A 23492-nucleotide genomic window follows, 5' to 3' on the forward strand; every position below is an offset into this window, starting at 1 on the left:
GTTATGGCTGACGTAAAACTGCGCGACATTCGCAAAAGCTATGGCGCAACAGAGGTCATCAAGGGTGTTGATATCGACATCGCCGACGGTGAATTCGTCGTTTTTGTCGGGCCGTCCGGTTGTGGCAAATCGACCCTGCTGCGCATGATCGCCGGGTTGGAAGATATCACCGCAGGGACGCTGGAAATTGATGGCGTGCGTGTCAACGATCTGGAACCATCCCGGCGCGGCATCGCCATGGTGTTCCAAAGCTACGCGATTTTTCCGCATATGACCGTGCGCGAAAACGTGGCCTTTGGCCTGACGATCAACAAGGTATCCAAGGCCGACAAGGAAGCCGCCGTCGCAAACGCCGCGCGGATCCTGCAAATGGAACACCTGCTGGACCGCCGCCCGTCAGAACTGTCAGGCGGCCAACGTCAACGCGTGGCCATTGGACGGGCCATCGTGCGCGATCCCAAGGTTTTTCTGTTCGATGAACCCCTGTCAAACCTCGATGCTGCCCTGCGCATGGATATGCGGATGGAGATCGGCAAGCTGCATCAGGATCTGGGCGCCTCGATGATCTACGTCACTCACGATCAGGTCGAGGCGATGACCCTGGCCGACAAGATTGTCGTGCTGAAGGACGGCCAGGTCATGCAGGCCGGTGCGCCGATGGACCTGTATCACAACCCCGCTAACCTGTTCGTCGCGGGTTTTCTGGGCGCGCCGTCAATGAATTTCATTCCCGTCAGCGTCACGGAGGTTGGTCCGGACACGGTTACTGTCAGCAGCCCGTCACTCGATGCCATTTCCGTCCCGCGCAAGGGCCGAGACTTTACCACGGGCCAGACCGCAACGCTGGGTGTGCGTCCGCAATACTTGCGCCCTGTCGGGGCCGACGCGGGTATGTTGCACGGAACAGTCGTTCTGACCGAACGCCTCGGGTCGGAAACCGTAGTCGATGTCAAACTTGCTAACGGCAGCAAGATCATCGCGGCCCTGCCGCAGGATATGGTTATGTCGCCCGGAGAGGCGGTATCCTTCACTTTTGCACCCGATCAGGCACACGCTTTCCCGGAGTGAGTTCGTTATCGTCGCATCCTGGCAAGCGGCGGCGCGCCAAGCGGGACAGGTCGTTGGTCTGAATTCAAATATACACGTCAAAGCTGACTTTGGCCCACGCGTCACGTTTGGCTGATGCCAGTAAAGTTTACGTCCACTGCGACAGCACTGTCTGACGTTTGATAGTCGCAACGCATGCGCGTGCTGTCCGTACAACCGCCGTCAAGTTGCTCAAGTGGCTGCCAGCGTCCGCTTCCCGCAGGGTCGGTCGTCATGCTGAATGTCCGGTATGGGCCGATTTTGTTGCAAAACTCCCTGCCCAGCGCGGACAGACCTCGGACCAGATGTCTGTTCTGCCGATGATCGATTTTGAACTGACGGGAGGGGGCGACCCTTGTCGCGAACGGGTACTCTCGAAATACTGCCGGTTTCGAGCGTAGCCGCGTTTTTCAATAAAATCGGCGGCGAACAGGCTTTCCCATCAATACCCATCACTTCCAGCCGCATCGCGCTCCCTGACCTGTCGCTCTTTGCGTTAATTGGCACCGCACTGCCGTAACACTCTAATAGTAGCCCGACCAATCGTATCGGATCCTTGTGGGGTTGGCAGGCGGCCCACGCAATCTACCTTCCTCCACGAACTGACGCCGAACGCCATCGTGCATCTATACCACCGGAAGGAAATCATCCGTGAAGACATACCTCATTCCCGCCGCGGGACTGTTCGCAGCCTTTGCCGCCGCAGCACAGGCCCAGACCGAAATCACCGTCTCGTCCAAGATCGACACAGAGGGTGGGCTATTGGGGAATATCATTGCCCTTGCACTAGAAGATGCCGGGATGCCGGTCGAGCGGCGGCTACAGCTTGGTGGCACGCAGGTTGTCCGCGAGGCTCTTCTGGCGGGGCAGATCGACATTTATCCGGAATACACGGGCAATGCTGCCTTCTTCTTCAATGAGGCGGACAGCGATGTCTGGAAGAGCCCGCAGGAGGCGCACGACCGCGCCGCAGAACTCGACGCCGAGGCAAACAACATCACCTGGCTTGAAAGCGCGCCGGCCAACAACACGTGGGCCATCGCAGTCACGGGTCCGCTGGCCGAAGAGAACGGCCTGTCCACCATGTCGGATTTCGGCGCGTGGGTTTCAAGCGGGGGTGATGTGAAGCTGGCGGCCTCGACAGAGTTCGTTTCGTCCCCGGCTGTCCTGCCGGCCATGCAGGAAACCTACGGCTTCGCGCTGTCGGAGGACCAGACCGTGATCCTGTCGGGTGGCGACACGGCGGCAACGATTCAGGCCGCGGCACGCGGCACGTCGGGCGTGAACGCCGCGATGGTCTACGGCACCGATGGCGGCATCGGGGCCACAGGTCTGGTCGTCATGCAGGACGACAAGGGAGTACAGCCGGTTTACGAGGCGACCCCTATTGTGCGCGCCGACGTGCTGGAAGCATATCCGGACATTCCGGCGGTACTTAACCCGATCTTCACCTCTCTCGATATGGAGACGTTGCAAGAGCTTAACGGCCGCATCCAGGTCGGTGGTGAGCCGGCCGAAGCCGTGGCCCGCGACTACCTGACACAAAACGGCGTCTTGGATTGACGGCTTGATCGCCGCAGGACGATCCACATCGAACGCCTGGCGGGGGTTTTCCCCGCCAGGCGTATTTTTCGCGGTCCTTGGAATGGCCGCGCTGCTGAGCCCGTTCATGACCATCGCCGCGAACCGCATCGTAGCTGGCGAAAGCGTGATGGCATGGCACGTCGCCAGCCCTGCCGAGACGCTGCCCGGCGTTGCTGCAGTCGTGCTGGGCCTTCTGTTCGGCATCCCATCGGGGCGGCAAGACCTGCGCCTTTGCGGCGCGCTTCTTGGCCTTTGCGGTATCTTGTGGCTGCTCATGCAGGGTGCCCCGGCGCTTCTGGACAGCGCCGCCGGTGACTATGCGCGCGTCTCGCCCGCCATGGGCTTTTGGTGCTTGCTGTTGATCTTGACCCTGATGATGGCCGACGCGCTGACCCAGATGGCACCGGGGCCGATTGCCCGCGCCGGACTGCTGGCGGCCGTGCTTTGCTCTCTGGCGCTGATCCTGTGGTCGGGCGCGCTTGCGCCGCTGTCCATCCTTCAGGAATACGCTGGCCGCCGCGCGCAATTTGCGGACGCGGTGTTGCGCCATCTCGCGTTGGCCTTCGGCTCGCTCGCCACGGCGGCGGTCATCGGTTTCCCTCTCGGCATCGTCTGTTACCGCCGCGCGCAACTGCGCGGCAGCGTGCTTCCGGTGCTCAGCCTGCTGCAAACCATTCCGTCGCTTGCCATGTTCGGACTGATGATCCCGATCCTCGGCTGGGTCGGTGACAACATGCCCGGAGCGCAGGCGATCGGCATTGCAGGGATCGGCTTTGCCCCGGCTTTCTTGGCGTTGGTCCTTTATTCGCTTCTCCCGGTCGTCGGGAATACCGTCGCTGGCCTCGCCTCGGCTCCGGCCGCCGCCCGCGACGCGGCGCGCGGGATGGGTATGACGCCGACGCAGCGCCTTTTGCGGATTGAACTCCCTCTTGGCCTGCCTGTCATCCTGACTGGTCTGCGCATCGTTTTGGTGCAGAACATCGGGCTTGCGGTGATCGCGGGCCTGATCGGTGGTGGCGGGCTTGGCACATTCGTCTTTCAGGGCCTCAACCAGACAGCCACCGACCTGATACTGCTGGGCGCACTGCCAACGGTCGCGCTGGCGCTGACCTCAGCAATCGTGATGGACATCCTCGTCGAGCTGGCCCAACCGATCCCGAAGGATTCCCCATGATCGAGATTGATAATCTGACCAAGATCTACGGTGACACCCATGCTGTCGATGCCGTGACCATGAGGGCCGAAACAGGCTCGATCACCGTGATCGTCGGCACTTCGGGATCGGGAAAGACGACGCTCCTGCGCATGATCAACCGGCTGGAAGAGCCGACTTCCGGCGAGGTGCGGATCAACGGCGAGCCGACCCATGTCGAGAAGCCTCACTTGCTGCGCCGCCGCATCGGCTATGCCATTCAGGGGCACGGGCTATTCCCCCACCACACCGTGGCGCGCAACATCGCCGCCGTGCCACTGCTGCTGGGATGGAAAAAACAAAAGATCCGCGACCGCGTCGACGAGCTGCTGAGCCTCTTCTCGATGGAGCCAGCGGCCTTTCGCGATCGCTACCCGGCCGAGCTATCCGGTGGACAGCAACAGCGCGTCGGCGTGGCGCGCGCTCTGGCGTCACGGCCTGAACTTCTGCTGATGGACGAACCGTTCGGCGCGCTCGACCCGATCATCCGGGCGCAGGCGCAGGATGATCTGCGCCGCATCCAGCAGCGATTGGGATCGACCATCATGCTCGTCACGCATGACATGGAAGAGGCGATACGCCTTGGGGACAAGGTCGCGGTGATGGACGGTGGCCGACTGGTGCAGCATGCCGCGCCGGCTGAGATCATCGCCGCGCCCGCCACGGATTTTGTCCGCGACATGGTGGGCGATGTCGAAAGGCCGCTGCGTCTTTTGTCGCTGATCCCCCTGGTAGAACTCATTGAAGACGGCCCAGCCGACGGCGATGCCCTGCCAGCAGACGCCAGCCTGCGCGATGCGCTCTCGGCCTGCCTCTGGACCGGGCGCTCTGCCGTGCCGGTCACCCGCGAGGGTATCGTCGTTGGCCGCGTCACATTTGAGGCGATCCGCAACCGCGCGGAGCTGCACGCGTGAATGTGGGACTGATCCTGCGCCCGTTGCTGGTCCTGCTTCTACTGGCGCTCGTGCTGCGACCGGAGTGGTTTACGCCCATCTTTGCACCGCTGGCGCCGCCGGGTGCCCCAACGATCTATGCCCGAAGCTCGCTGCTGTCTCTATCGCTCAGCCACCTCGGCCTCGTTGCCGCGGCAACTTTCGCGGCGACCATCGTGGCTGTGTCGCTCGCCATTTTTGTTACGCGCCCGGCAGGCGCGGCCTTCAAGCCGCTTTCGCGCACCATCGCCAACATGGGTCAAACGTTCCCGCCCGTAGCCGTGCTCGCCCTTGCCGTGCCTGCGCTAGGATTCGGCAGCGGGCCGACGCTGGTGGCGCTGTTCCTCTACGGACTTCTGCCGATCTTTGAAAATTCCGTCACCGCCCTGACGACACTGCCGCCTGCAACGATGGATGCAGCGCGCGGCATCGGCCTGAACCGCTGGCAACGGCTTTTACGGGTCGAATTACCGCTGGCCTTTCCTGTGATGCTCACAGGTATCCGGCTTTCGGTGGTGATCGCCCTTGGCACCGCCACCATCGGCTCTACCGTCGCTGCCCGCACGCTGGGTGAGGTGATCATCGCGGGGCTTCTGACCAACAACACCGCCTTTGTTCTACAAGGCGGCCTGATCGTTGGCCTGTTCGCCGTGCTGATCTACGACGCTCTCATTCAGCTCGAGACATTTCTTGCCAGACGAACCGGCGCTTGAAGATACCAGATTGCCAACACCTGAAGGCCGGCGAACTTTGAGGGTTCAGCGTAAGAAAAATATGCGCACAAATCAGTCCGAACGACCTGATATCCTCATGGTCGTGCGACAATTCGCAAATGATACCCAGATGTCTGGCGCAGTCGCCGTTTAGGGACAATCCGCATGCCGCGCGACCTTTACGACCGCGTTCAAAACGCAGCGCTGCGGGGTCAAGAGCATGCGCGAAGCCGGCCACGACACCCAGCCCACACGTCTAGATTACAATAGCTTGGGCGATGACCAGCGCGGATTCAGCTCAACGCCGACGTATCTGACAGTGCTGTCCATCCTGGTGTGACCCAACAGCGGTTGCCTCACCCGAATGCTTCGGTGATCCGGTCCAATGCACGCCTTACCTCTGCAAGATGGCGATCCTCGTTGTGGGTCACCAGCCATTGGTCATGGCCAAGCTCGTCCACGATAGGTCCGGCCCTCTCCAGCTCTGCATAGGCATCTCCAACGAAGGTCGGCAAGATCACCCTGCCCATCTTGCGTAGGGCCAGATCGAGCGCCAGCCGTGGCGTGTCGGTTTCTACGGAGATCGCGTTTCCGCATCGCCTGGTTACCCATCGCGCCGATGGGGTGTCCGCCCGGACAACGATCCAGTCATGTAAGGTGCCTCGCGTGGAGTAGGGGGCGAACTCAACCCGCCGCAGTTGATGACCGGCCAGGCCGTCATCGGTCGGCCGCTGCGAACGAAAGCCGATCGCCGCCTCGCGCCGGGGAATGGATAGGACATCTTCTTGTTGAAGCAGCCGTACGCGAAGATCGGGGGGATCGCCGGTCAAGGCAGCTATCCGGTCCGCGAGTGCGAGCATTGTCCATGTCCCTGCGGTAATCCTCACAACTGGAAGCGCGTCCTGCGGGGCGGGTCTTGCCGCACGCGCGATGACGGACTCGGCACGCGAGAGATCGGCCTGCAATCTCTTGCCATCCTCTGTCAGGTCGTAGCCATGCGTTCGCCGCACGAAAAGTTCGCGGCCAAGCTTGCGCTCAAGGGCCCGCATGCGTCGCCCGAGTGTCGGAGCGCTGGACCCGGTGTCACGCGCAGCCGCCGACAGCCCGCCGTGGCGCGCGATGGCGAGGAATGCAGCCATGTCATTCCATTCGACGGGATCATCCTGTTGCCCGCGCCCGTCACCCCGTATTCTTTCACCCATGAAATGATCCCTTCATTCCGTGTCGTTCCGGATATGAAATCTAGCAGTTAGTTTTGCGGCAACCGAAATCGAAGGGAAACCGCCATGAACACGCCGACCAGCAACGTCAAAAATACTGACATGCCCTGTCAACGCTTGGGCGAAAAGGGTCCGACGGTGTCGCGCCATGCCCTTGGGACAATGACCTTTGGGGCCGAGACCGATGAGGGGGAAGCGCATAACATGCTGGACCTCTTCGTCGCACGTGGTGGCACTTTGATCGACACGGCAGACGTCTATTCGGACGGCGCTTCCGAGGAGATGATCGGACGATGGGGCGTGGCCCGTGGCGGGATGGATGACCTGATTGTCGCCACCAAGTGCCGCTTCAGCGCCACGCCAGGCAGCCGGGGCGGCTCGCGCCGTGCGGTGCTCAAGCGCGTCGACGCTAGTCTGGAACGACTAAAGCTGGACGCCATCGATCTGTTCTTTATCCACGGTTGGGACGACGAAACTGATGTCGCAGAAACGTTGGGGGCGCTCGGCGATCTTTTGCGGGCAGGCAAGATCCATCACGTGGGCTGGTCGAATGTCACAGGCTGGCAGCTCGAACGGATCTGTCGCATCGCCGAGGCGAACGGCTTGCCTGTGCCCTGCGCCTTGCAGCCACAATACTCGCTTCTCGACCGCGGGATCGAGTTGGAGGTGCTCCCCTGCGCGCTGGAGAACGGGATCGGTCTGATACCATGGTCGCCCTTGGGTGGCGGTTGGCTGACCGGCAAGTATGCTGCCGACGAACGCCCCACCGGCGCAACCCGTCTGGGCGATGATCCGAACAGGGGCGTGGAGGCCTATGAGACGCGAAACACCGAGCGGACCCACAACATTCTGCGCGCCACCTCCGCAGTGGCAGCGCGGCACGGCAGGCCGATGTCGCACGTCGCGCTTGCATGGCTCGCCAGCCGTCCAGGGGTTGCGTCAATCCTGCTCGGTGCGCGGCATGCAGACCAACTGGCGGACAATCTCGATGCGGTCGGACTCGCGCTCGACCAAGAGGATATCGAAGTGCTCACGCAAGCGTCTTGCACGCCGCTACCAGACTACCCCTACGGATTTGTGCGTGACTGGTCAGGTGTCGTGCACTGGGACCGGTTCGATGCCCCGTAGCGTGCGAGTGTCAGCTCAACGCCGTTGTCCTTCAATAACAATTGGATCTCCGGCTGACGATCGCAACTGACAAGGCGCAACGCTATCGCGGGTTATCCGCGAGATAAATCATCGCGACGCCCCATGTTTAGACACCATCCGGCGCATTGAGAAAAAATGCCGCAACAATCGGCTCGGCAGCGTTCATGCTGCCATGAAATCGCTGCCTGGATACTTTCAGTGCTTCCGATCCTTGTGATCAGCCAAAGCGACCCGGAGTGGGATCGGAACGATCAGAACAATCAAACGCGGCCACATCCATCACAAAACATCAGGGGTCCTTGGCGGAATTCAGGTTTTCCATCAACTGTTTGCTAGCCCACGATCTTCTGTGGCAATGCCACCTGAATCAGGCCTCAGGCAAGCAACGCAACAGTCCTGTTTGGCCCCCAATGCGCTAAAACGACGCTGCGGAACAGAGAAATTGGAATTGTGTTGCTACACGTTGGCGCGGAATTGGCGGGTCACTTCGGTGCTGAGTTGCGAGGCCTCAACCGCCTCAAAAGACGCAACTCCGATCTGACCCAAGGCGCGGATCAGTTCCAGTTGCAGGATGTCGAAGGCACGCTGTGCCCCCGCCGCGCCGCCGGCACCGACGCCGTAGGCAAGGGCGCGACCCGTCATCGTGAAATCTGCCCCGAGTGCCTTTGCGCGCAACACATCAGCGCCGCGCCGGATGCCGCTGTCGAGAATGATGGTCATGCGGCCCGCGACGGCCTTTGCAATGGCGGGCAATGCCTCGATGGTGGGGGGGCCGAACGCCACCTGACGGCCGCCATGGTTCGACACGATGATACCATCGCACCCGAGTTCGGCGCAGGTTCCGGCGTCCTGGGGATGCAGGATACCTTTGACCAAGAGACGGCCCTTCCATCGGGCGCGCAGTCTCTTTAGGTCCTCCCAGTCGAAACCCGGTGTGATGAGGGTCTTTTGCACCTCGGCGTAGGATGTCGCACTTTTCAACAGGTCGGCATAATTCGCGACGTTCGGCGTGCCATGTTGCAGGCTGGTCAGCGCCCAACGCGGGTTCAACGCGCATTGCAGGATGACCTCTGGGGTGAACTTGAACGGCACGGCAAGCTGGTTGCGGATATCGCGGTCGCGCTTGCCTGCGGCGGGGACATCAGCCGTTACCATAAGTGTGGTATATCCTGCCGCCTCTGCCCGTGCGATCAGGCCTTCGGTCACATCCGCATCGCTGGACACATAAAGCTGGAACCAGCCGTTGCCGTCCGCAGCTTCTGCAAGTTGTTCCAGGGTAGTGGATGATGCGGAGCTGGCGGCATAGGGCATGTTTTGCGCCTTGCACAAGCGTGCCAGCGTCAGATCGGCCCCCGGCCAGAACGCGTTCAGCATCCCTATTGGTGCCATGCCGAAAGGCACGTCGAACGTTTGTCCAAGGACAGTGGCGCGCGTGTTGATCGTGGACACATCGACCATGTAGCGCGGCGTGAGCTCTACCTCTTCAAAGGCTGCCACGTTGCGATGCATATTGCGTTCATTCTCCGCACCGCCGTCAACGAGATCGAAAGCGAAACGCGGGATGCGGCGTTTCGCACGCAACCGCAGATCTTCGATGGAGGCTGCGCGATCCAAACCCATCAGATGGACCAGCCGCCATCAACGGCGAACGCTTGTCCCGTGGTGAACGCCGCCATATCGCCAGCGAGGTAGCAGACCATTTCGGCAATTTCCTCGGGCTGGCCAAGGCGGCCCATCGGCTGGCGGTCCTTGAAGGCGGAAAGCGCCTTTTCAAAATCACCCGTCGCGGTCAGGCGATCATTCAGTGACGGGCTTTGGACCGTACCGGGGCAGATGGCGTTGCAGCGAATGCCCTGTTTGACGAAATCAGCCGCAATCGCCTTGGTCATGCCGATGATGGCGGCCTTTGACGCACCATAGGCAAAGCGGCGCGGCGCGCCCTTTTCGCTGGAAACGATGGATGCGATGTTGATGATCGATCCCGCGCCCTTGTCCAGCATCCCCGGCAGCACGGCACGTGTGATCCGGTACATGGCCTTGGCGTTCAGGTCGAATGCGCGGTCCCAGACATCTTCGTCACAATCAAGGATGGTGCCGTCATGCACCCAGCCTGCGCAATTCAGCAGGATGTCGACAGGGACCACCGACCCGACAAGCGTCTGGACGGCATCGGCATCCAGCACGTCCAGCGCGTGGCCCGTAATGTTCGGCAAGGTATCGGCAAGTGCCGCCACCAGATCCCCGTTCAGATCGGTAGCGATGACATGCGCGCCGCGTGCCGCAAGCGCTGCGGCGCTGGCGCGTCCGATGCCGGCACCCGCTGCGGTGACAAGTGCGGTTTTTCCTGCAAGTGACTGATCCATTGTCTGTTCTCCTAACGGGCGAGCCAGCCGCCATCGACGGTGACGGTGCTGCCGTGGCAATACGATGCGGCGTCGGAGGCCAGAAAGACGGCGGCCCCCGCGATTTCGGATGGTTCGGCAAAGCGGCCTGCGGGAATGCGGTCCAGCAGGGCCTGCGATCGGTCTGGATCGTCGCGCAATGCCTGTGTGTTGTCCGTGGCGGTGTAGCCAGGCGCGATGCTGTTCACATTGACCCCGTGCGGCCCCCATTCGTTGCAAAGCGCCTTGGTCAAACCGACGACCGCGTGCTTGCTGGACGCATAGGCCGGAACGCGCAGACCGCCCTGAGAGGCCAGCACCGACGACACAATGATGATCTTGCCAGACCCTTGGGCCACCATGCGCTTGCCAGCGGCCTGGCTCAGCAACCAGACGGAATCGAGGTTCACCGACAGCACGCGCCGCCAATCCTCGAGTGGCATGTCGGTACTGTCCTCGCGGTGAATGATGCCCGCGTTGTTGACCAGAATATCCAGCCCGCCCAAGGCGTCACTGGCAAAGCTGATGACCTCCTCAGCCGCCGCCTTGTCCATCCCGGAAAAGTCGGCCTTCACGGCGGCACCCTTGACGCCGAGAGCTTTGACTTTGGCCAGCGTTTCATCGGGGGCATGGCTGCGGTAGGTCAGCGCCACATCGGCCCCGGCGGCGGCAAGGCCGAGGGCAATGCCCTCGCCGATGCCGGTTGCCCCGCCGGTGACCAATGCGCGACGACCCGTCAGATCGAACGGATTGCCCATCTCAGTAACGGTTCGCGATGGGCAATTCTTCGGCCGGGAACAGGCTGATGACCTCGCAGCCGGTTTCCGTCACGACGACTTCTTCCTCGATCCGTGCGGCGGAATAGCCGTCGGTGGCGGGGCAGTAGGTTTCAAGCGCGAACACCATGCCGGTCTTGATCTCCATCGGGTGATCCATCGACACGGCGCGGCTGATGATCGGGCGTTCATGCAGTGCCAAGCCCAGACCGTGGCCGAATTGCAGACCGAACGCCTGATCTTCGGTCTCGAACCCCAATTCCTGCGCCGTTGGCCAGACCGCGGCCACCTTGTCGGTGCTGACGCCCGGTTTGATCATCGCGATGGATGCATCGATCCATTCGCGCGCCTTGACGTAGGCATCGTTCTGCGACGGCGTCGCGCGGCCCACGTTGAAGGTCCGGTAGTAGCAGGTGCGGTAGCCCTGATAGGATTGCAGGATATCAAAGAACGCCTGATCGCCCGGCCGGATCAATCGGTCGGTGAAGTTGTGCGGATGCGGGTTGCAGCGCTCTCCGGAAATGGCGTTGATCGCCTCGACGTCGTCGGATCCCATCTCGTAGAGCATCTTGTTTGACAGCGCGACGATGTCGTTTTCGCGCACGCCGGGTTTCAGCTCTTCGTAGATCATGTGGTAGACGCCATCGACCATGGCCGCAGCCTGCGTCAGAAGCTGGATTTCGTCCCAGTTCTTGATCTCGCGCGCCGATAGCATGATTTGCTGACCGTCGACGATGTTCAGGCCTTCCTCTTTCAGCGCGTGGAACATCGCGGTTTCGGCATAGTCCACGCCGACCGGCATATCGCCCATGCCCGCATCGCGGATCAGACCCGCAATCTGCTTGGCGTATTTCTGCATGAGACCGAACTCGGGCGGGATCGTGCCGCGCATGCCGACGACACCGGCCAAACAATGCGACGGCTCCAGCCAGTCGGAATGGCGCTTGTGATGCTGTGCGGCGGACCCAAAGTCCCAGACGTAGGGGCTTTCGTCGCCGGTCAGCAGACAGAAACGGCACATCTTGTCCCGTTCCCATTCGCCGATCTTGGTCGCCGACACGTAGCGGATGTTGTTCACGTCGAACAGCAGCAGGGTGCCTGCACCGGACGCCTTCAGCGCCTGTTCGGTCCGGGCAAGGCGGTAGCGGCGCAGGCGGTCGTGGTCGATGCGGCGTTCGAAATCGACGGACATGTGACCGTGGGCAGGCAGCTTGTCGCGCCATTCCCAGTTCGGCTCCAGATCCATCGGGGTGAGAAGGTTCGGCATAAGGGCATTGCCCGGACGTTCTGACATGGAAAACTCCTTTCGGGTGCGAACAGGCGCCCCCGGATTGCTACTGAAAATTTGGATATTGGGCCTTAGGTCGTCGCCCAGCCGCCATCGATAGAGATCATCTGGCCGGTCATGTAGTCGCTGTCATCCGAAACGAGGAAAGACGCGGTGCCGACGATATCCTTGGGGTAGGACACCCGCTTGATGACCAAGGCGCTGTTGACGATATCCTCGTAGGCTTGGCCTTCGCGCTCTTTGAAGCCGATCTCGACCAGGTCCTTGTCAAGCTGCTCCCACAGCGGTGTGACCACAACGCCCGGCGCATAGCCGTTGACGGTGATGTTGTGTTCCGCCAGCCCCAGCGCGCCGCATTCGGTCAGGGCAAGGCAGCCGTATTTCGACGTGCAATAGACGGTGACGTCCACCAGCGGCTTCTTTGACGCGATGGAGCCTACGTTGATCAGCTTGTAGGGGTGATCCTCCATCGGGCCCTGCTTGATCATCTGGCGGGCGACTTCCTGCATGCCCAGCCACATCGCCTTGGTGTTGACGTTCATGATCATGTCCCAGTTGTCTTCATCGATATCCATAAAGAACCGGGGCTTGTTCAGACCTGCATTGAACACGCCAACATTGATGGACCCGAATGCCTCGACGGTCGCGGCAACGGCGGCGGCGTTGTCCTCACGCTTGGTCACGTCCATCCTGACTGCAATCGCGCGGCCGTTGCCGGCGGCATTGATTTCATCCGCGACGGATTGCGCCATGTCGAGGTCAAGATCGCCGATGCAGACATTGGCACCCTGTTCGGCAAACGAACGTGCGTTGGCTTCTCCCATGCCGCGTGCGGCACCGGTGATGAGAATGTTTTTACCTTCAAGGCGATTGGGGTCCATCGGTCTCTCCTCCTGACGTGATGACTAACTTCGTGATAGGATGGCGTCCGCGCGACCTTGCGCGCGGCGCAGGGCGTCCTGCGGGGTAATGATCCCGCGGAGCATGTCGTGAAATTCCTCGCCACAGATCTGGATGATCTGGTCGATCTCAGGGACCGGCGGGCGCGGCCAGAATTGCAATTCGTCGCGCCATGACATCGCATCCACCGCCTCAAAGATGGGCGACAGGCGCTGCACATCGGGGTCCGATCCGACGGAATAGCGCGGGTTCGTCCGGCTGCCGTTCTGCACATACATCTTCTGGGCCGCGGGCGAGGTGAAGGCCAGCAGCGCCTCCACCGCGGCCGGAATCCGGTCTTCGGCCAGATTGGCCGGAATCCCCATCAGGTATCCCCCCACGGGCGCAATAGGCGCGCCGCCTGGCCCAGCGGGATGCGGCAGGTATCCGGTCTGGTCCTTTGCTGGCGATGCCTCGTCCAGCTCGAAGTAAGGCGCAAGCAGGGTATAGCCGTAGGCCATCGCGATCCGGCCTGCCGCGTAGGGGCGGATGCGTTCATACCAGGACATCGACAGGATATCAGGCGGCGAATACTGCAACAGGTCCTTGAGGAACTGCGCCGCCTGCAATCCCGCAGGCGTGTCGATGGTCACGCGGTAGTCACGTTCAGCCAGATCCTTTGTCTCGAAGCCGCCGGCGTTCGGCTTGAGGTCAAGAACTGGCTGGCCAAAGTCGGCCAGTGTCATCAGCACCGTATGGCCAAGAGCCGTGCCGCGCGCCGCGTTCCAGGCGATCCCGTGAATCCCGCGATGCGGATCGTGCAGCGCCTTTGCGGCACGCAGCAGATCGCGCGTCGTGGCGGGCGGCTCCAGTCCCGCCTTCGCGAGCAGATCCTTGCGATAGAACAGCAGTTCCGGCGTGGTCTGTGCAGGCACGCCGTAGGCACGACCACCCCAATGCACAGCCTGCCATCCCGCCGTGTGGAAATCCGACGGGTCGATCCGCCCGATATCCATGATCTGGTCCAGCGGCATAAGGACATTTTGCTGCGCAAAATCGCCCACCCAAGGCAGGTCTACGGCGATGATGTCGTAGGCACTCGCCTTGCGTTCGGCGTTGCGCATGATCTCGGTGCGCAGGCGGTCGATTGAAAAGGCGCGCTGGTGAATTTGCGTGCCGATCGTCTGTTCGAATTGACGTTTGAGGTTGTCCATCACCATGAACGTCGGGTCGCCATGCACCAGAACGCGTAGCCCGCCGGGCAGCTTCAGCGGGCTTTGAAGCACCTTCATCGGCGGGATCGATTTGGCGGTCAGATATGAATCGCCGTAGTAGTAATCGGACACGTCCGCCGCGACGCTGCTGCCAAATTGCGTGACGGCGAGGCGCTGCACCCGCTGCGTCAGCTGGGTCCACTGGTCAAGAAGGGCCATGCTTGGATGCAGGGAAAAGCTTTTGCCGGTGGCGGTGCGCGGCCGTTGGTCGATCAGCCCTGCTTCCTGCATGTCCTTGATGCGGCGGTTGGCGGTGGCATAGGGGGCGCGACTGGCCCCGATCAGCGACGTCATGGTGACAAGCCGCCCTTCGATGTGTCCGCGGATCAGATGCATGGAAATGCGCAAGTTGGGACTTGCCGCGAACAGATCCGACGCACTTTCCAGCTCGTCGCCAAGGCTTTCCATGAACGACAGGACACTCACCATGTCCGCCTTGACCTGAGGCGGCACGACAAGGTCGAAATTTTCCCCCCTCATCACGTTCATACCCCCGGTTGCAGCCTTTCGCTTTGCGTGGCCTTGGCCACGTGAATTGTTCGATTTGGATGATTTTGAAATCGTCACTAGATGTGCCCTCATGTAGACGCGGGTTGGTTGCCGGAATATATCGCGAAAATATCCAGGTCGGACTAATATTAATCCATTATGGATATTTTTTGTGACGCCCACAGGCCGCACGCCGGGCAAGGTCGTGCCAGTCACACCGGCATGCCGGAGGGTGATTCCCCTTGGGAGAGTGGGGACAGGACATCAAAGTCCGAGACATCTTGGAGGAGATAACAATGACACTACGCACAATCCTGACCGCGACGTCTGCAACAGCAGCGTTGGCCATTGCCGGGTCCGCTTATGCAGAAGCCCACAGCCCGATGCGGATCGGCATCACGCAGAACAACGTCGGTGTGGACAGTTACCAGACGACCTATGAAAACGCGTTCATCGCCGCAGCAGAAGCCAATGAGAACGTCGAAGTCGTCGTTCTGGACGCAGGCGGCGACGTGGCCCGCCAGATCGCCCAGATGGAAGACCTGATCCAGCAGGAAGTCGATGCCATCATCATCTGGCCGACAAACGGCGAAGCCGTCATTCCCGCCGTCCGCAAGGCCGCACAGGCCGATATCCCGGTTGTCGTGACCAATTCCAACATCGCCGAAGCCGGTTTCGATTTCGTCGCGACGTTCTCTGGCCCTGACAACATCACGCAGGGATCGCGTTCTGCCGAGATCATGTGCGACCGCTTCAAGGCCCTTGGCATCGAGAACGAGGCTCGGGTGGTGCAGATTTCAGGCCAGCCCGGCTACACTACGGCGATCGAGCGTCAAAAAGGCTTTGACGACCGTCTGCCCGAGGTTTGCCCGAACGTCACGCTCGTCGAAACCCAGCCAGGCGACTGGAACCGTGAAAAGTCCCAGCAGGTGATGGAAGCTTTCCTGGTCAAGTATGACGACATCGACGGTGTCTATGCCGGCGACGACAACATGGGCGTCGGCGCATTGAACGCTGCCCTGGCCGCAGGGCGTGCCGAGGGCATCACCTTTGTCGGCGCAACCAACTTTGCCGTCGGATACGAGGCGATGGAGCGTGGAGAGTACTGGGGTTCGATCTATCAGTCGCCAGTGGACGACGCCGAGGCGGCGCTTCAGTCCGCGATTGATCTGATCAACGGTGAGGAACTGCCGTTCCTGAACTATTTCGACACGCCGAAGATCACGCAGGACAACATGTCTGACTTCACGAAGCCCGTATTCTAAGGGCTACCCCATCGGACGGGGCGCACCCGCGCGCCCCGTCCGTCACGACACTCACTACATTTTACGGGGGACCGCGTCATGGGACGTGTGACTGGACGGTCGTGCATCGTCACCGGTGCTGCACAGGGCATTGGCCGCGGCATCGCAGAGGCGCTGCTGGACGAAGGCGCTGACGTTTGTTTTGCGGATATCAACGGTGACAAGGTGAGAGATGTCGCGCAGGCGAACACCGACAGAGCGGCGCGCAACGGTGGCAAGGTCACCCACGCACAGGTCGATGTGACCGACAGGGCTTCCGTCAAAGCGATGATCGCCCATACGGTCGAGGTCTTCGGCAAGCTGGACGTGAAATTCAACAACGCCGGCGTGAACAGACCCATGAATTTTCTGGACGTCACCGAGGACAACTGGAATTTCATCATGGGCGTTAACGGGCTGGGCTGCATGATCGGCATGCAAGAAGCCGCCCGGCAAATGATCGCCCAGGGCACGGGTGGCAAGATCGTCAATACCGCTTCGATCGCCAGCCGTCAGGGATTTGACAACGTGGCACCCTATTGTGCCAGCAAATTCGCCGTGGTCGCGTTGACCCAATCAGGTGCGCGCGATCTGGCAAAACACAATATCACCGTCACAGGCTTTGCGCCGGGCGTCGTCGCGACCGAGATGTGGGAGCAGGTCGATCAGGACCTGATGGCAATCGGTGCCGCGGAACGACCCGGACAGGCGATGGAAGAGTTCTCGTCCGAAATCCTGCGCGGCCGCGTCGCGAAAACCGAGGATATCACGGGAACGACGACCTATCTGGCGTCGAAAGACAGCGACTACATGACCGGTCAGATCGTCATGATCGATGGTGGCATGACTTTGGTTTGACGAACGCCTGACAGGGCAGGGTCTTTGGCCCGTGGGAGGGGAAATATGGCGAGCATGACGAAAGCAGACATCGGGGGGATGCTGGCGCGGCAAGGCATCTTGATTGCCTTTGCGGTTTTCATCATCGGATTTACCATCGCGAACGACCGGTTTCTAAGCCCTGACAACGTGATGGGCGTCATCCGGTCTTCTGCGATCCTCGGGGTCATGGCGCTCGGCGTGACCTTCGTGGTGATCAGTGGGAACCTTGATTTGTCCGTGGGGTCGATGATGTCGTTTTCGACAATCGTCGTTCTTGATTTGCACGACAAGATTGGCCCGTTCCTAGCGATCCCGGCGATGTTCGCGATGACGCTGTGTCTTGGCGCGTTCATCGGGTTTCTCGTCGGTTACCTGAAACTGAACTCTCTCATCGTGACACTGGGGATGCTATCGGCGATCCACGGTCTGACGCTGACCTATTCTGGTGGTCAGAATATGGACATTGCTGACAAGGAAGGCACCTGGTTCGGCGTTTTTGGTCAGGGGTCCGCTTTGGGCATTCCTGTGCCCATCCTGATTTTCCTGGCCTTGGCTGCATTATTGGGCATCATCCTCGCGAAAACGGCGTTCGGGCGAAAGGTTTACGCCGTGGGCGGAAACGGCACCGCCGCGACGTTTTCCGGGATCAAACGCGCCCGCATCGTGTTCCTCTGCTACATCATGTCGTCCGCCTGCGTGGCCGTAGCGGGCCTGATACAGGCGAGCCGGTCGATGGGGTCGCAAAACACAGTGGGGCAGGGGCTTGAACTGGATGTCCTGGCTGCTGTGATCTTGGGTGGCGCGTCACTGCTCGGCGGGTCCGGCACGATTTTCAAGACCGTCATTGGCGTGCTGATTCTTGGTTTCATCCAGAACGGTCTGCTGCTGCTTGGGCTGCAATTCTATGTCCAGAACGTCGTGACATGGGTCATCATCATTCTTGCGGTCTGGCTCGATATCGCGGCCAAACGTGGCAAGCTTTGGTCAAACATCGCGTAGGGGAGCGGGAAGATGGAAGCTGGAAATCTGTCCAAAATTCTGAAGAACAGCGCGATCTGGGGTTTTATCGTGCTCGAGCTGATTTTCTTCAGCATCGCTGGTGAATTCCTGTCGCTGTCCGACAAGGCGTTCATGGATGTCGACAACATGCTGTTGCTGCTCAAACAATCCGCCCCCATCGGCATCATCGCCATGGGCATGACCATCATCATGGTCAACGGCAACATCGACCTGAGCGTCGGCGCGATCTTTGCACTGTCTGCGGTGATCCTGCTGGATAGCCTGTCGTGGTCAGTCTTTGCCGGTCTGGGCGATTGGGTCATCCCGGTGTCATGGACGCTGGCCCTGCTGACCGGCGTTGCTCTGGGCGCGATCAACGGGTTGATCGTTTGGAAAACCGGTGTCGATGCTTTCATCGTCACGCTGGGTTCGATGCTGGGCTTTCGCGGTCTGGTGTTCATGTATAATGGCGAAAACCCTACCTCGAGCCTCAACTGGACGCTCGTTGATTTTGCAGAGGCGCAGTTCCTGGGCTTTCACACGGCCACCTGGTTTCTGGCCGTCGTCACGCTGATCATCTGGTATATCATGACCCGCACCGTCCACGGGCGGAACGCCTACGCCATCGGTGACAACCGCGAGGCCGCGGTCAATGCAGGCATCAAGGTCGGCCCGCACATGCTGATCAATTTCATGATCATCGGTTTCCTGTCGGCGCTGTCTGCGGTCGTGTTCTATTCCGAGTCCGGCTCGGTCAATCCGAACGACGGCCAGCTTTATGAGTTGTGGGTCATCACGGCGGTCGTGCTGGGCGGAACCAAGCTGACCGGCGGCTCGGGTTCGATCGTGTCCACGCTGGGCGGTGTCCTTGCCATTCAGTTGTTGCGCAAGGGGCTGGGACACATCGGTGCCGACACTTCTACAGTCAATCTAGTCATCGGCTTGATCCTGATCGCCGTCCTGTTCCTGGACCGCCAGTTGAACGCCAAGGGCAAAGAGGAGTTGAAGATATGACCGATCACATTCCCGCCTTGCGGCTTGAGGGGATCGTCAAGACGTTCCCCGGTGTGCGCGCCCTGGATGGTGTAGCCCTGTCGGTCATGCCCGGCGAGGTGCATGCCCTGATGGGCGAAAATGGGGCCGGAAAATCGACCCTGATGAAGGTGTTGGGCGGTATCTATCAGCCCGACGAAGGTCAGATCATCGTGTCAGAGGTGCCGACGGTCATGACCTCGCCGCTACAAGCGAAATCAAAGGGCATCGTCTTTATCCATCAGGAGCTCAGCCTGGCCGAGGAATTGACGGTCGCGGAAAACATCTACCTTGGCGAATTGCCGCGCCGGTCGTTCGGACGCGTGGATTGGACGATGCTTTATGCGCAGACCGATGCGATCCTGAAAAAGCTCAAGGTCGGGTTCAACGCAAAAACCATTGTTGGTGATCTGTCGATCGCCAACCAGCAAATGGTCGAAATCGCGCGCGCGCTGACCGTCGATGCCAAGGCCGTCATTTTCGACGAACCCACAGCGTCCCTGACCGACGCGGAAAAGGTCGTGCTGTTCGACGTGATCTCTGACCTGCAGGCGCAGGGTGTCGGGATCATCTATATTTCCCACCGGATGGAGGAAATCTTCAAGATCACCGACCGGATCAGTGTTCTGCGCGACGGATCCTATCGCGGCACTCTGAACACCCGCGACACGACCGAGGAAGAGGTGACCCAGCTGATGATCGGCCGCGCGCTCGATTTGACGCGCAACGAAAGCCACCACACGCTCGGCGATGTCGCACTCGAGGTGCGCGGCCTGTCCTGTGGTGATCTTTTCAAGGACGTCAGTTTTGAGGTGCGGCGCGGCGAGGTTCTGGGCTTTTACGGCCTGGTCGGCGCGGGTCGCACCGAGATTGCCGAGACGCTTTTCGGCCTGCGCGACCCTGACGGCGGTGTCATTCTACTGGACGGTGAAGAGGTGCGCGTCACCTCGCCGGCGGATGCGATCAGCAAGGGCATTTCGCTGGTGCCCGAGGATCGCAAGGGGCAGGGCCTCGTGCTGGGCATGAATTGTCGGGACAATATGACCCTGCCGCAGGTCGGCAACTTGTCGTCCGGCCCCTTCGTCGCACCCGGCGCGGAAACGGCGATTTTTGACAAGTATAAGGAAAAATTGGATATCCGCACACCAGGATGGAAGCAAACGGTGGGCAACCTGTCGGGCGGCAACCAACAGAAGATTGTCATTGGCAAATGGCTGTCGATGAATCCCAAGGTGTTGATTGTGGATGAACCGACACGCGGCATCGACGTTGGTTCGAAATCCGAAATTCACACCCTGATCCGCGAGCTGGCGGCCCAAGGCTATGCCGTCATCGTCGTCAGCTCTGAAATGCCTGAGGTTTTGCACGTCAGCGACCGCATCGTCGCGATGTTTTCTGGCCGTGTCATGCGGACCTTCACGTCAGACGAGGTGACCGAAGAAAGTCTAATTCAGGCAATCTCAGGGATAGCCCCCACCCAAAAGGTGGCGTAAATGCGGATCGGTTTTGCGGGATTGGGTCGGATGGGTCAGTGCATGGCCCGAAACCTGATCGGCGCCGGACATGATGTGCGGGTCTGGAACCGGACCGCTCAGACATCCCGTGACTTTGCCGCGGCAGAGAGCTGCATCGTGGCACTGACACCCGCCGATTTGGTCGGTCAGACGGACATCGTGGTGACGATGCTTGCCGATGACGCGGCCTCTGACGCGGTGCATTTCGGCGTCGACGGCCTTTTTGCCGTGAAAGGTGCGACGGTCATCGTTGAAATGGGAACGATGAGTCCCGACCACATCGCGAAGCTATCGAACAATGCCCCCGAAGGCGTCCGCGTAATTGATGCGCCCGTTTCAGGGGCGACCCAGGCGGCTGCGGATGCCGATTTGCTTGTCATGGCCGGCTGCGAAAAGGGCGACGCAAATCTGACGGCGGTGTTTGGTGCCATAGCCCGCGAAACCATCTATCTGGGTCAGGCCGGATCGGGTTCCGTCATGAAACTTGCCGTGAATTCATTGATCCACGGGATAAACCAGACCTTGGCAGAAGCGTTGACGCTGGCGGAATCATCGGGCATCGCAGCCGAAACAGCCTTTGACGTGATCGAAGCCTCCGCCGCCTGCGCCCCAATGCTGAAATACCGCCGCCCGCTCTATTTGAACGAACCGGCACATGATGTGACATTCACGGTATCTCTGGCGCGCAAGGACATGGAAGTCACGGCCAGGCTTGCCGAACGGCTTGGCACCGCGATGCCGCAGGGCCGCACCACACTTGCCAAGCTGATCGAAGCGGAGGCCGCCGGATACGGCGCGCGCGACATGGCGTCAATGCTGGACTACATGCGAAGGGATACGCAATGAAGGCAGCACTTTTTGTCGGCGGCTGGGAAGGCCATGCGCCGACACAGTTCGCGGGTTGGTACAAGGACCTGCTCGAAGCGAACGGCTTCACGGTCGATGTGCATGACACGCTTGCACCGCTGGAGCGACCCGAAGATCTGGAGGATGTCGATCTGATTACGCCGATCTGGTCGTCTGCACGATCCGGTCATCGCGAAGAATTCGGCAATATGACGAAAGCGCAGGAAGATGGTCTGTTGAAGCTGATCGCTGGCGGCTGCGGCATCGCAGGCTGGCACGGTCACATGGGCGATGCCTTCCGCGACCGCCCGACCTATCACTTTTTGATCGGCGGGCAGTTCGTGGCGCATCCGCCGGGCTGGCCGGACAATCTGCAACCGCGCGAGGATTATGTCGATTACGATGTGACCATCTGCAAGCCTGACGATCCGATCGTCAGGGGCATCCGAAGTTTCCGCCTCAAGACAGAGCAATATTACATGCTTGTTGATCCATCCAACGAAGTGCTGGCGACAACCACCTTTTCTGGCGATCATTTGTGGTGGATCGAAGGCACTGTCATTCCCGTTGTGTGGAAGCGCCGCTGGGATAAAGGGCGGGTATTCTACTGCTCGATCGGGCACGAACTCGATGATCTAAAGGTGCCGGAAGTCACCGAAATCATCCGCCGCGGGGCGCTTTGGGCGTCACGACGGTGCATCAACACTGAAAATGACAAAAGGGACATGACATGAAACTTCTTCGCTACGGCGCTGCGGGTGCTGAGAAACCGGGTCTTTTGGACGACGATGGCCGTGTGCGTGACCTGTCCGGCGTCGTGCCCGACATCGCGGGAGAGGCACTGCGTCCATCGGGGCTGAAGGCATTGCAGGCGATTGATCCCTCGACCCTGCCGTTGGTCGATGGCACGCCGCAGGTCGATCTGCGCCTTGGGGCTTGTGTCGGCGGTATCGGCAAATTCGTGTGCATCGGCCTGAACTATGCCGACCACGCCGAAGAGGCCGGCATGCCGATCCCGGCAGAGCCCATCATCTTCAACAAATGGACGTCTGCCGTTATTGGGCCAAACGACGACATTCAGGTCCCGCGCGGTTCAATCAAAACCGATTGGGAGGTCGAGCTGGGCGTCGTGATCGGCGAACCCGGTTCCTACATAGACGAAGCGAATGCGATGGATCACGTCGCTGGCCTGTGCGTGATCAACGATGTGTCCGAACGCGACTTCCAGTTGAACCGCGCGGGCACCTGGGACAAAGGTAAGGGCTGTGACACCTTCGGTCCGACCGGGCCGTGGCTTGTGACACTGGACGAAATTGCCGACATGGATGATCTGGACATGTGGCTGGATGTCGACGGCAAACGGATGCAGACGGGTTCGACAGCGACCCTGATCTTCAAGATCCCGCACCTTGTGTCCTATTGCAGTCAGTTCATGAGCCTGCAACCCGGCGACATCATTTCAACCGGCACACCACCCGGCGTCGGTATGGGTCAAAATCCGCAGCAGTTCCTGCATGGTGGTGAAGTGGTAACGCTGGGTATTGCCGGCTTGGGTGAGCAGAAATCGAAAGTGCGGCCCGCCTGATTAAATGACAAGGGCCACGGCCCGCAAAGCCGTGGCCCTTGGTTTCGGGCCGTATGACCAATGACAGGCATGGTGTCTGGACCCCGTTTTCCGTTCGTGCACGTTTGCGCGCCATCCGTCGTCTGGCGAAGGCGCAATCCAATGCTGTAGAAAGATACGGGCGGCGTCCGGTCGCCCCAAGGTTTGATGTGTCCGCAACGATACAGTCTGGGGCCGTCCATGTCGGATGTTAGAGCAGAATTCCAACGCACCTATGGGTGCGTTGGAATTCTGCCTTTCCTCGTGGAAACCGGATCTGACCTGCTCCCCTAAAAAGTCCGCGATTTGGGGTTAGTCTGTTCCTTGTAAAGGAGACGGACGATGAAGCGATCAAGGTTCACGGAAGAACAGA

21 protein-coding genes and 1 pseudogene are annotated in these 23492 nt (G+C 60.5%); 14 read left to right on the forward strand and 8 right to left on the reverse strand.

The window, feature by feature from the left end:
* The first annotated feature begins 3 nt into the window (after positions 1-3).
* From BMX27_RS16190 to BMX27_RS16210, 5 genes are all read left to right on the forward strand, one after another.
* Positions 4-1068: an ABC transporter ATP-binding protein gene (locus BMX27_RS16190; RefSeq protein ID WP_090161446.1), complete on the forward strand. Its 1065-nt coding sequence runs from the start codon at positions 4-6 to the stop codon at positions 1066-1068.
* 669 nt (positions 1069-1737) lie between these two features.
* The gene (locus tag BMX27_RS16195; protein ID WP_090161449.1) at positions 1738-2649 is read left to right on the forward strand and encodes a glycine betaine ABC transporter substrate-binding protein OsmF; all 912 of its coding nucleotides are present in this window, start codon (positions 1738-1740) and stop codon (positions 2647-2649) included.
* A gap of 82 nt (positions 2650-2731) precedes the next feature.
* The gene (locus tag BMX27_RS16200) at positions 2732-3844 is read left to right on the forward strand and encodes an ABC transporter permease (RefSeq protein WP_256212602.1); all 1113 of its coding nucleotides are present in this window, start codon (positions 2732-2734) and stop codon (positions 3842-3844) included.
* Positions 3841-4776, forward strand: coding sequence for an ABC transporter ATP-binding protein (locus tag BMX27_RS16205; RefSeq protein WP_090161452.1), 936 nt, complete (start codon positions 3841-3843; stop codon positions 4774-4776). Before BMX27_RS16200 ends, BMX27_RS16205 begins: the two co-directional genes overlap by 4 nt.
* The gene (locus BMX27_RS16210; RefSeq protein ID WP_090161455.1) at positions 4773-5507 is read left to right on the forward strand and encodes an ABC transporter permease; all 735 of its coding nucleotides are present in this window, start codon (positions 4773-4775) and stop codon (positions 5505-5507) included. Before BMX27_RS16205 ends, BMX27_RS16210 begins: the two co-directional genes overlap by 4 nt.
* A 256-nt stretch (positions 5508-5763) precedes the next feature.
* Here the strand turns inward: BMX27_RS16210 and BMX27_RS17150 are convergent.
* Positions 5764-5864, reverse strand: a pseudogene (locus BMX27_RS17150) (integrase); the annotation flags it as partial.
* A complete protein-coding gene (locus BMX27_RS16215) occupies positions 5864-6709 on the reverse strand; it encodes a LysR family transcriptional regulator (RefSeq protein WP_090161458.1) in 846 nt (281 codons plus the stop codon). The pseudogene BMX27_RS17150 and the gene BMX27_RS16215, both read right to left, overlap by 1 nt.
* A gap of 84 nt (positions 6710-6793) precedes the next feature.
* Here BMX27_RS16215 and BMX27_RS16220 point away from each other — a divergent pair, with 84 nt between their 5' ends.
* Positions 6794-7855, forward strand: coding sequence for an aldo/keto reductase (locus BMX27_RS16220; protein ID WP_218144670.1), 1062 nt, complete (start codon positions 6794-6796; stop codon positions 7853-7855).
* A gap of 477 nt (positions 7856-8332) precedes the next feature.
* Here BMX27_RS16220 and BMX27_RS16225 read toward each other — a convergent pair whose 3' ends face one another.
* The 6 genes from BMX27_RS16225 to BMX27_RS16250 all read right to left on the reverse strand — a co-directional run bounded on the left by BMX27_RS16225 (position 8333) and on the right by BMX27_RS16250 (position 14963).
* Positions 8333-9496: an alpha-hydroxy acid oxidase gene (locus BMX27_RS16225; protein ID WP_256212603.1), complete on the reverse strand. Its 1164-nt coding sequence runs from the start codon at positions 9494-9496 to the stop codon at positions 8333-8335.
* On the reverse strand, positions 9496-10239 hold the full coding sequence (locus BMX27_RS16230) for an SDR family oxidoreductase (RefSeq protein WP_090161464.1): 744 nt from the start codon (positions 10237-10239) through the stop codon (positions 9496-9498). The genes BMX27_RS16225 and BMX27_RS16230 overlap by 1 nt, the downstream gene beginning before the upstream one ends.
* An 11-nt stretch (positions 10240-10250) precedes the next feature.
* Positions 10251-11015 (reverse strand): glucose 1-dehydrogenase, encoded by a 765-nt coding sequence (locus BMX27_RS16235; RefSeq protein ID WP_090161467.1) that lies wholly within the window; start codon positions 11013-11015, stop codon positions 10251-10253.
* Between the two features lies 1 nt (position 11016).
* Positions 11017-12327 carry a M24 family metallopeptidase gene (locus BMX27_RS16240; RefSeq protein WP_090161470.1) on the reverse strand — a complete coding sequence of 437 codons (1311 nt, stop codon included), beginning with the start codon at positions 12325-12327 and terminating at the stop codon, positions 11017-11019.
* A 65-nt stretch (positions 12328-12392) separates the two neighbouring features.
* Positions 12393-13202, reverse strand: coding sequence for an SDR family NAD(P)-dependent oxidoreductase (locus BMX27_RS16245; protein WP_090161473.1), 810 nt, complete (start codon positions 13200-13202; stop codon positions 12393-12395).
* A 24-nt stretch (positions 13203-13226) separates the two neighbouring features.
* The gene (locus tag BMX27_RS16250; RefSeq protein ID WP_090161476.1) at positions 13227-14963 is read right to left on the reverse strand and encodes an extracellular solute-binding protein; all 1737 of its coding nucleotides are present in this window, start codon (positions 14961-14963) and stop codon (positions 13227-13229) included.
* 296 nt (positions 14964-15259) lie between these two features.
* Here BMX27_RS16250 and BMX27_RS16255 point away from each other — a divergent pair, with 296 nt between their 5' ends.
* From BMX27_RS16255 to BMX27_RS16290, 8 genes are all read left to right on the forward strand, one after another.
* Entirely contained in the window at positions 15260-16228 is a 969-nt protein-coding gene (locus BMX27_RS16255) for a sugar ABC transporter substrate-binding protein (RefSeq protein WP_090161479.1), read from the forward strand.
* Between the two features lie 78 nt (positions 16229-16306).
* Positions 16307-17104, forward strand: a complete 798-nt coding sequence (locus tag BMX27_RS16260; protein WP_090161482.1) for an SDR family NAD(P)-dependent oxidoreductase — start codon at positions 16307-16309, stop codon at positions 17102-17104.
* A gap of 45 nt (positions 17105-17149) precedes the next feature.
* The gene (locus BMX27_RS16265) at positions 17150-18124 is read left to right on the forward strand and encodes an ABC transporter permease (protein WP_090161484.1); all 975 of its coding nucleotides are present in this window, start codon (positions 17150-17152) and stop codon (positions 18122-18124) included.
* Positions 18125-18136: 12 nt separating this feature from the next.
* Complete coding sequence (locus tag BMX27_RS16270) at positions 18137-19138, forward strand: ABC transporter permease (protein ID WP_090161487.1); 1002 nt, start codon at positions 18137-18139, stop codon at positions 19136-19138.
* Positions 19135-20649: a sugar ABC transporter ATP-binding protein gene (locus BMX27_RS16275; RefSeq protein WP_090161490.1), complete on the forward strand. Its 1515-nt coding sequence runs from the start codon at positions 19135-19137 to the stop codon at positions 20647-20649. Before BMX27_RS16270 ends, BMX27_RS16275 begins: the two co-directional genes overlap by 4 nt.
* The gene (locus BMX27_RS16280; RefSeq protein ID WP_090161492.1) at positions 20650-21516 is read left to right on the forward strand and encodes an NAD(P)-dependent oxidoreductase; all 867 of its coding nucleotides are present in this window, start codon (positions 20650-20652) and stop codon (positions 21514-21516) included.
* A complete protein-coding gene (locus BMX27_RS16285) occupies positions 21513-22250 on the forward strand; it encodes a ThuA domain-containing protein (protein ID WP_090161495.1) in 738 nt (245 codons plus the stop codon). Before BMX27_RS16280 ends, BMX27_RS16285 begins: the two co-directional genes overlap by 4 nt.
* Positions 22247-23101 carry a fumarylacetoacetate hydrolase family protein gene (locus BMX27_RS16290; RefSeq protein ID WP_090161499.1) on the forward strand — a complete coding sequence of 285 codons (855 nt, stop codon included), beginning with the start codon at positions 22247-22249 and terminating at the stop codon, positions 23099-23101. The genes BMX27_RS16285 and BMX27_RS16290 overlap by 4 nt, the downstream gene beginning before the upstream one ends.
* Positions 23102-23492 lie beyond the last annotated feature (391 nt).

Source organism: Loktanella sp. DSM 29012 (assembly GCF_900110705.1).
Lineage (GTDB): Bacteria > Pseudomonadota > Alphaproteobacteria > Rhodobacterales > Rhodobacteraceae > Loktanella > Loktanella gaetbuli.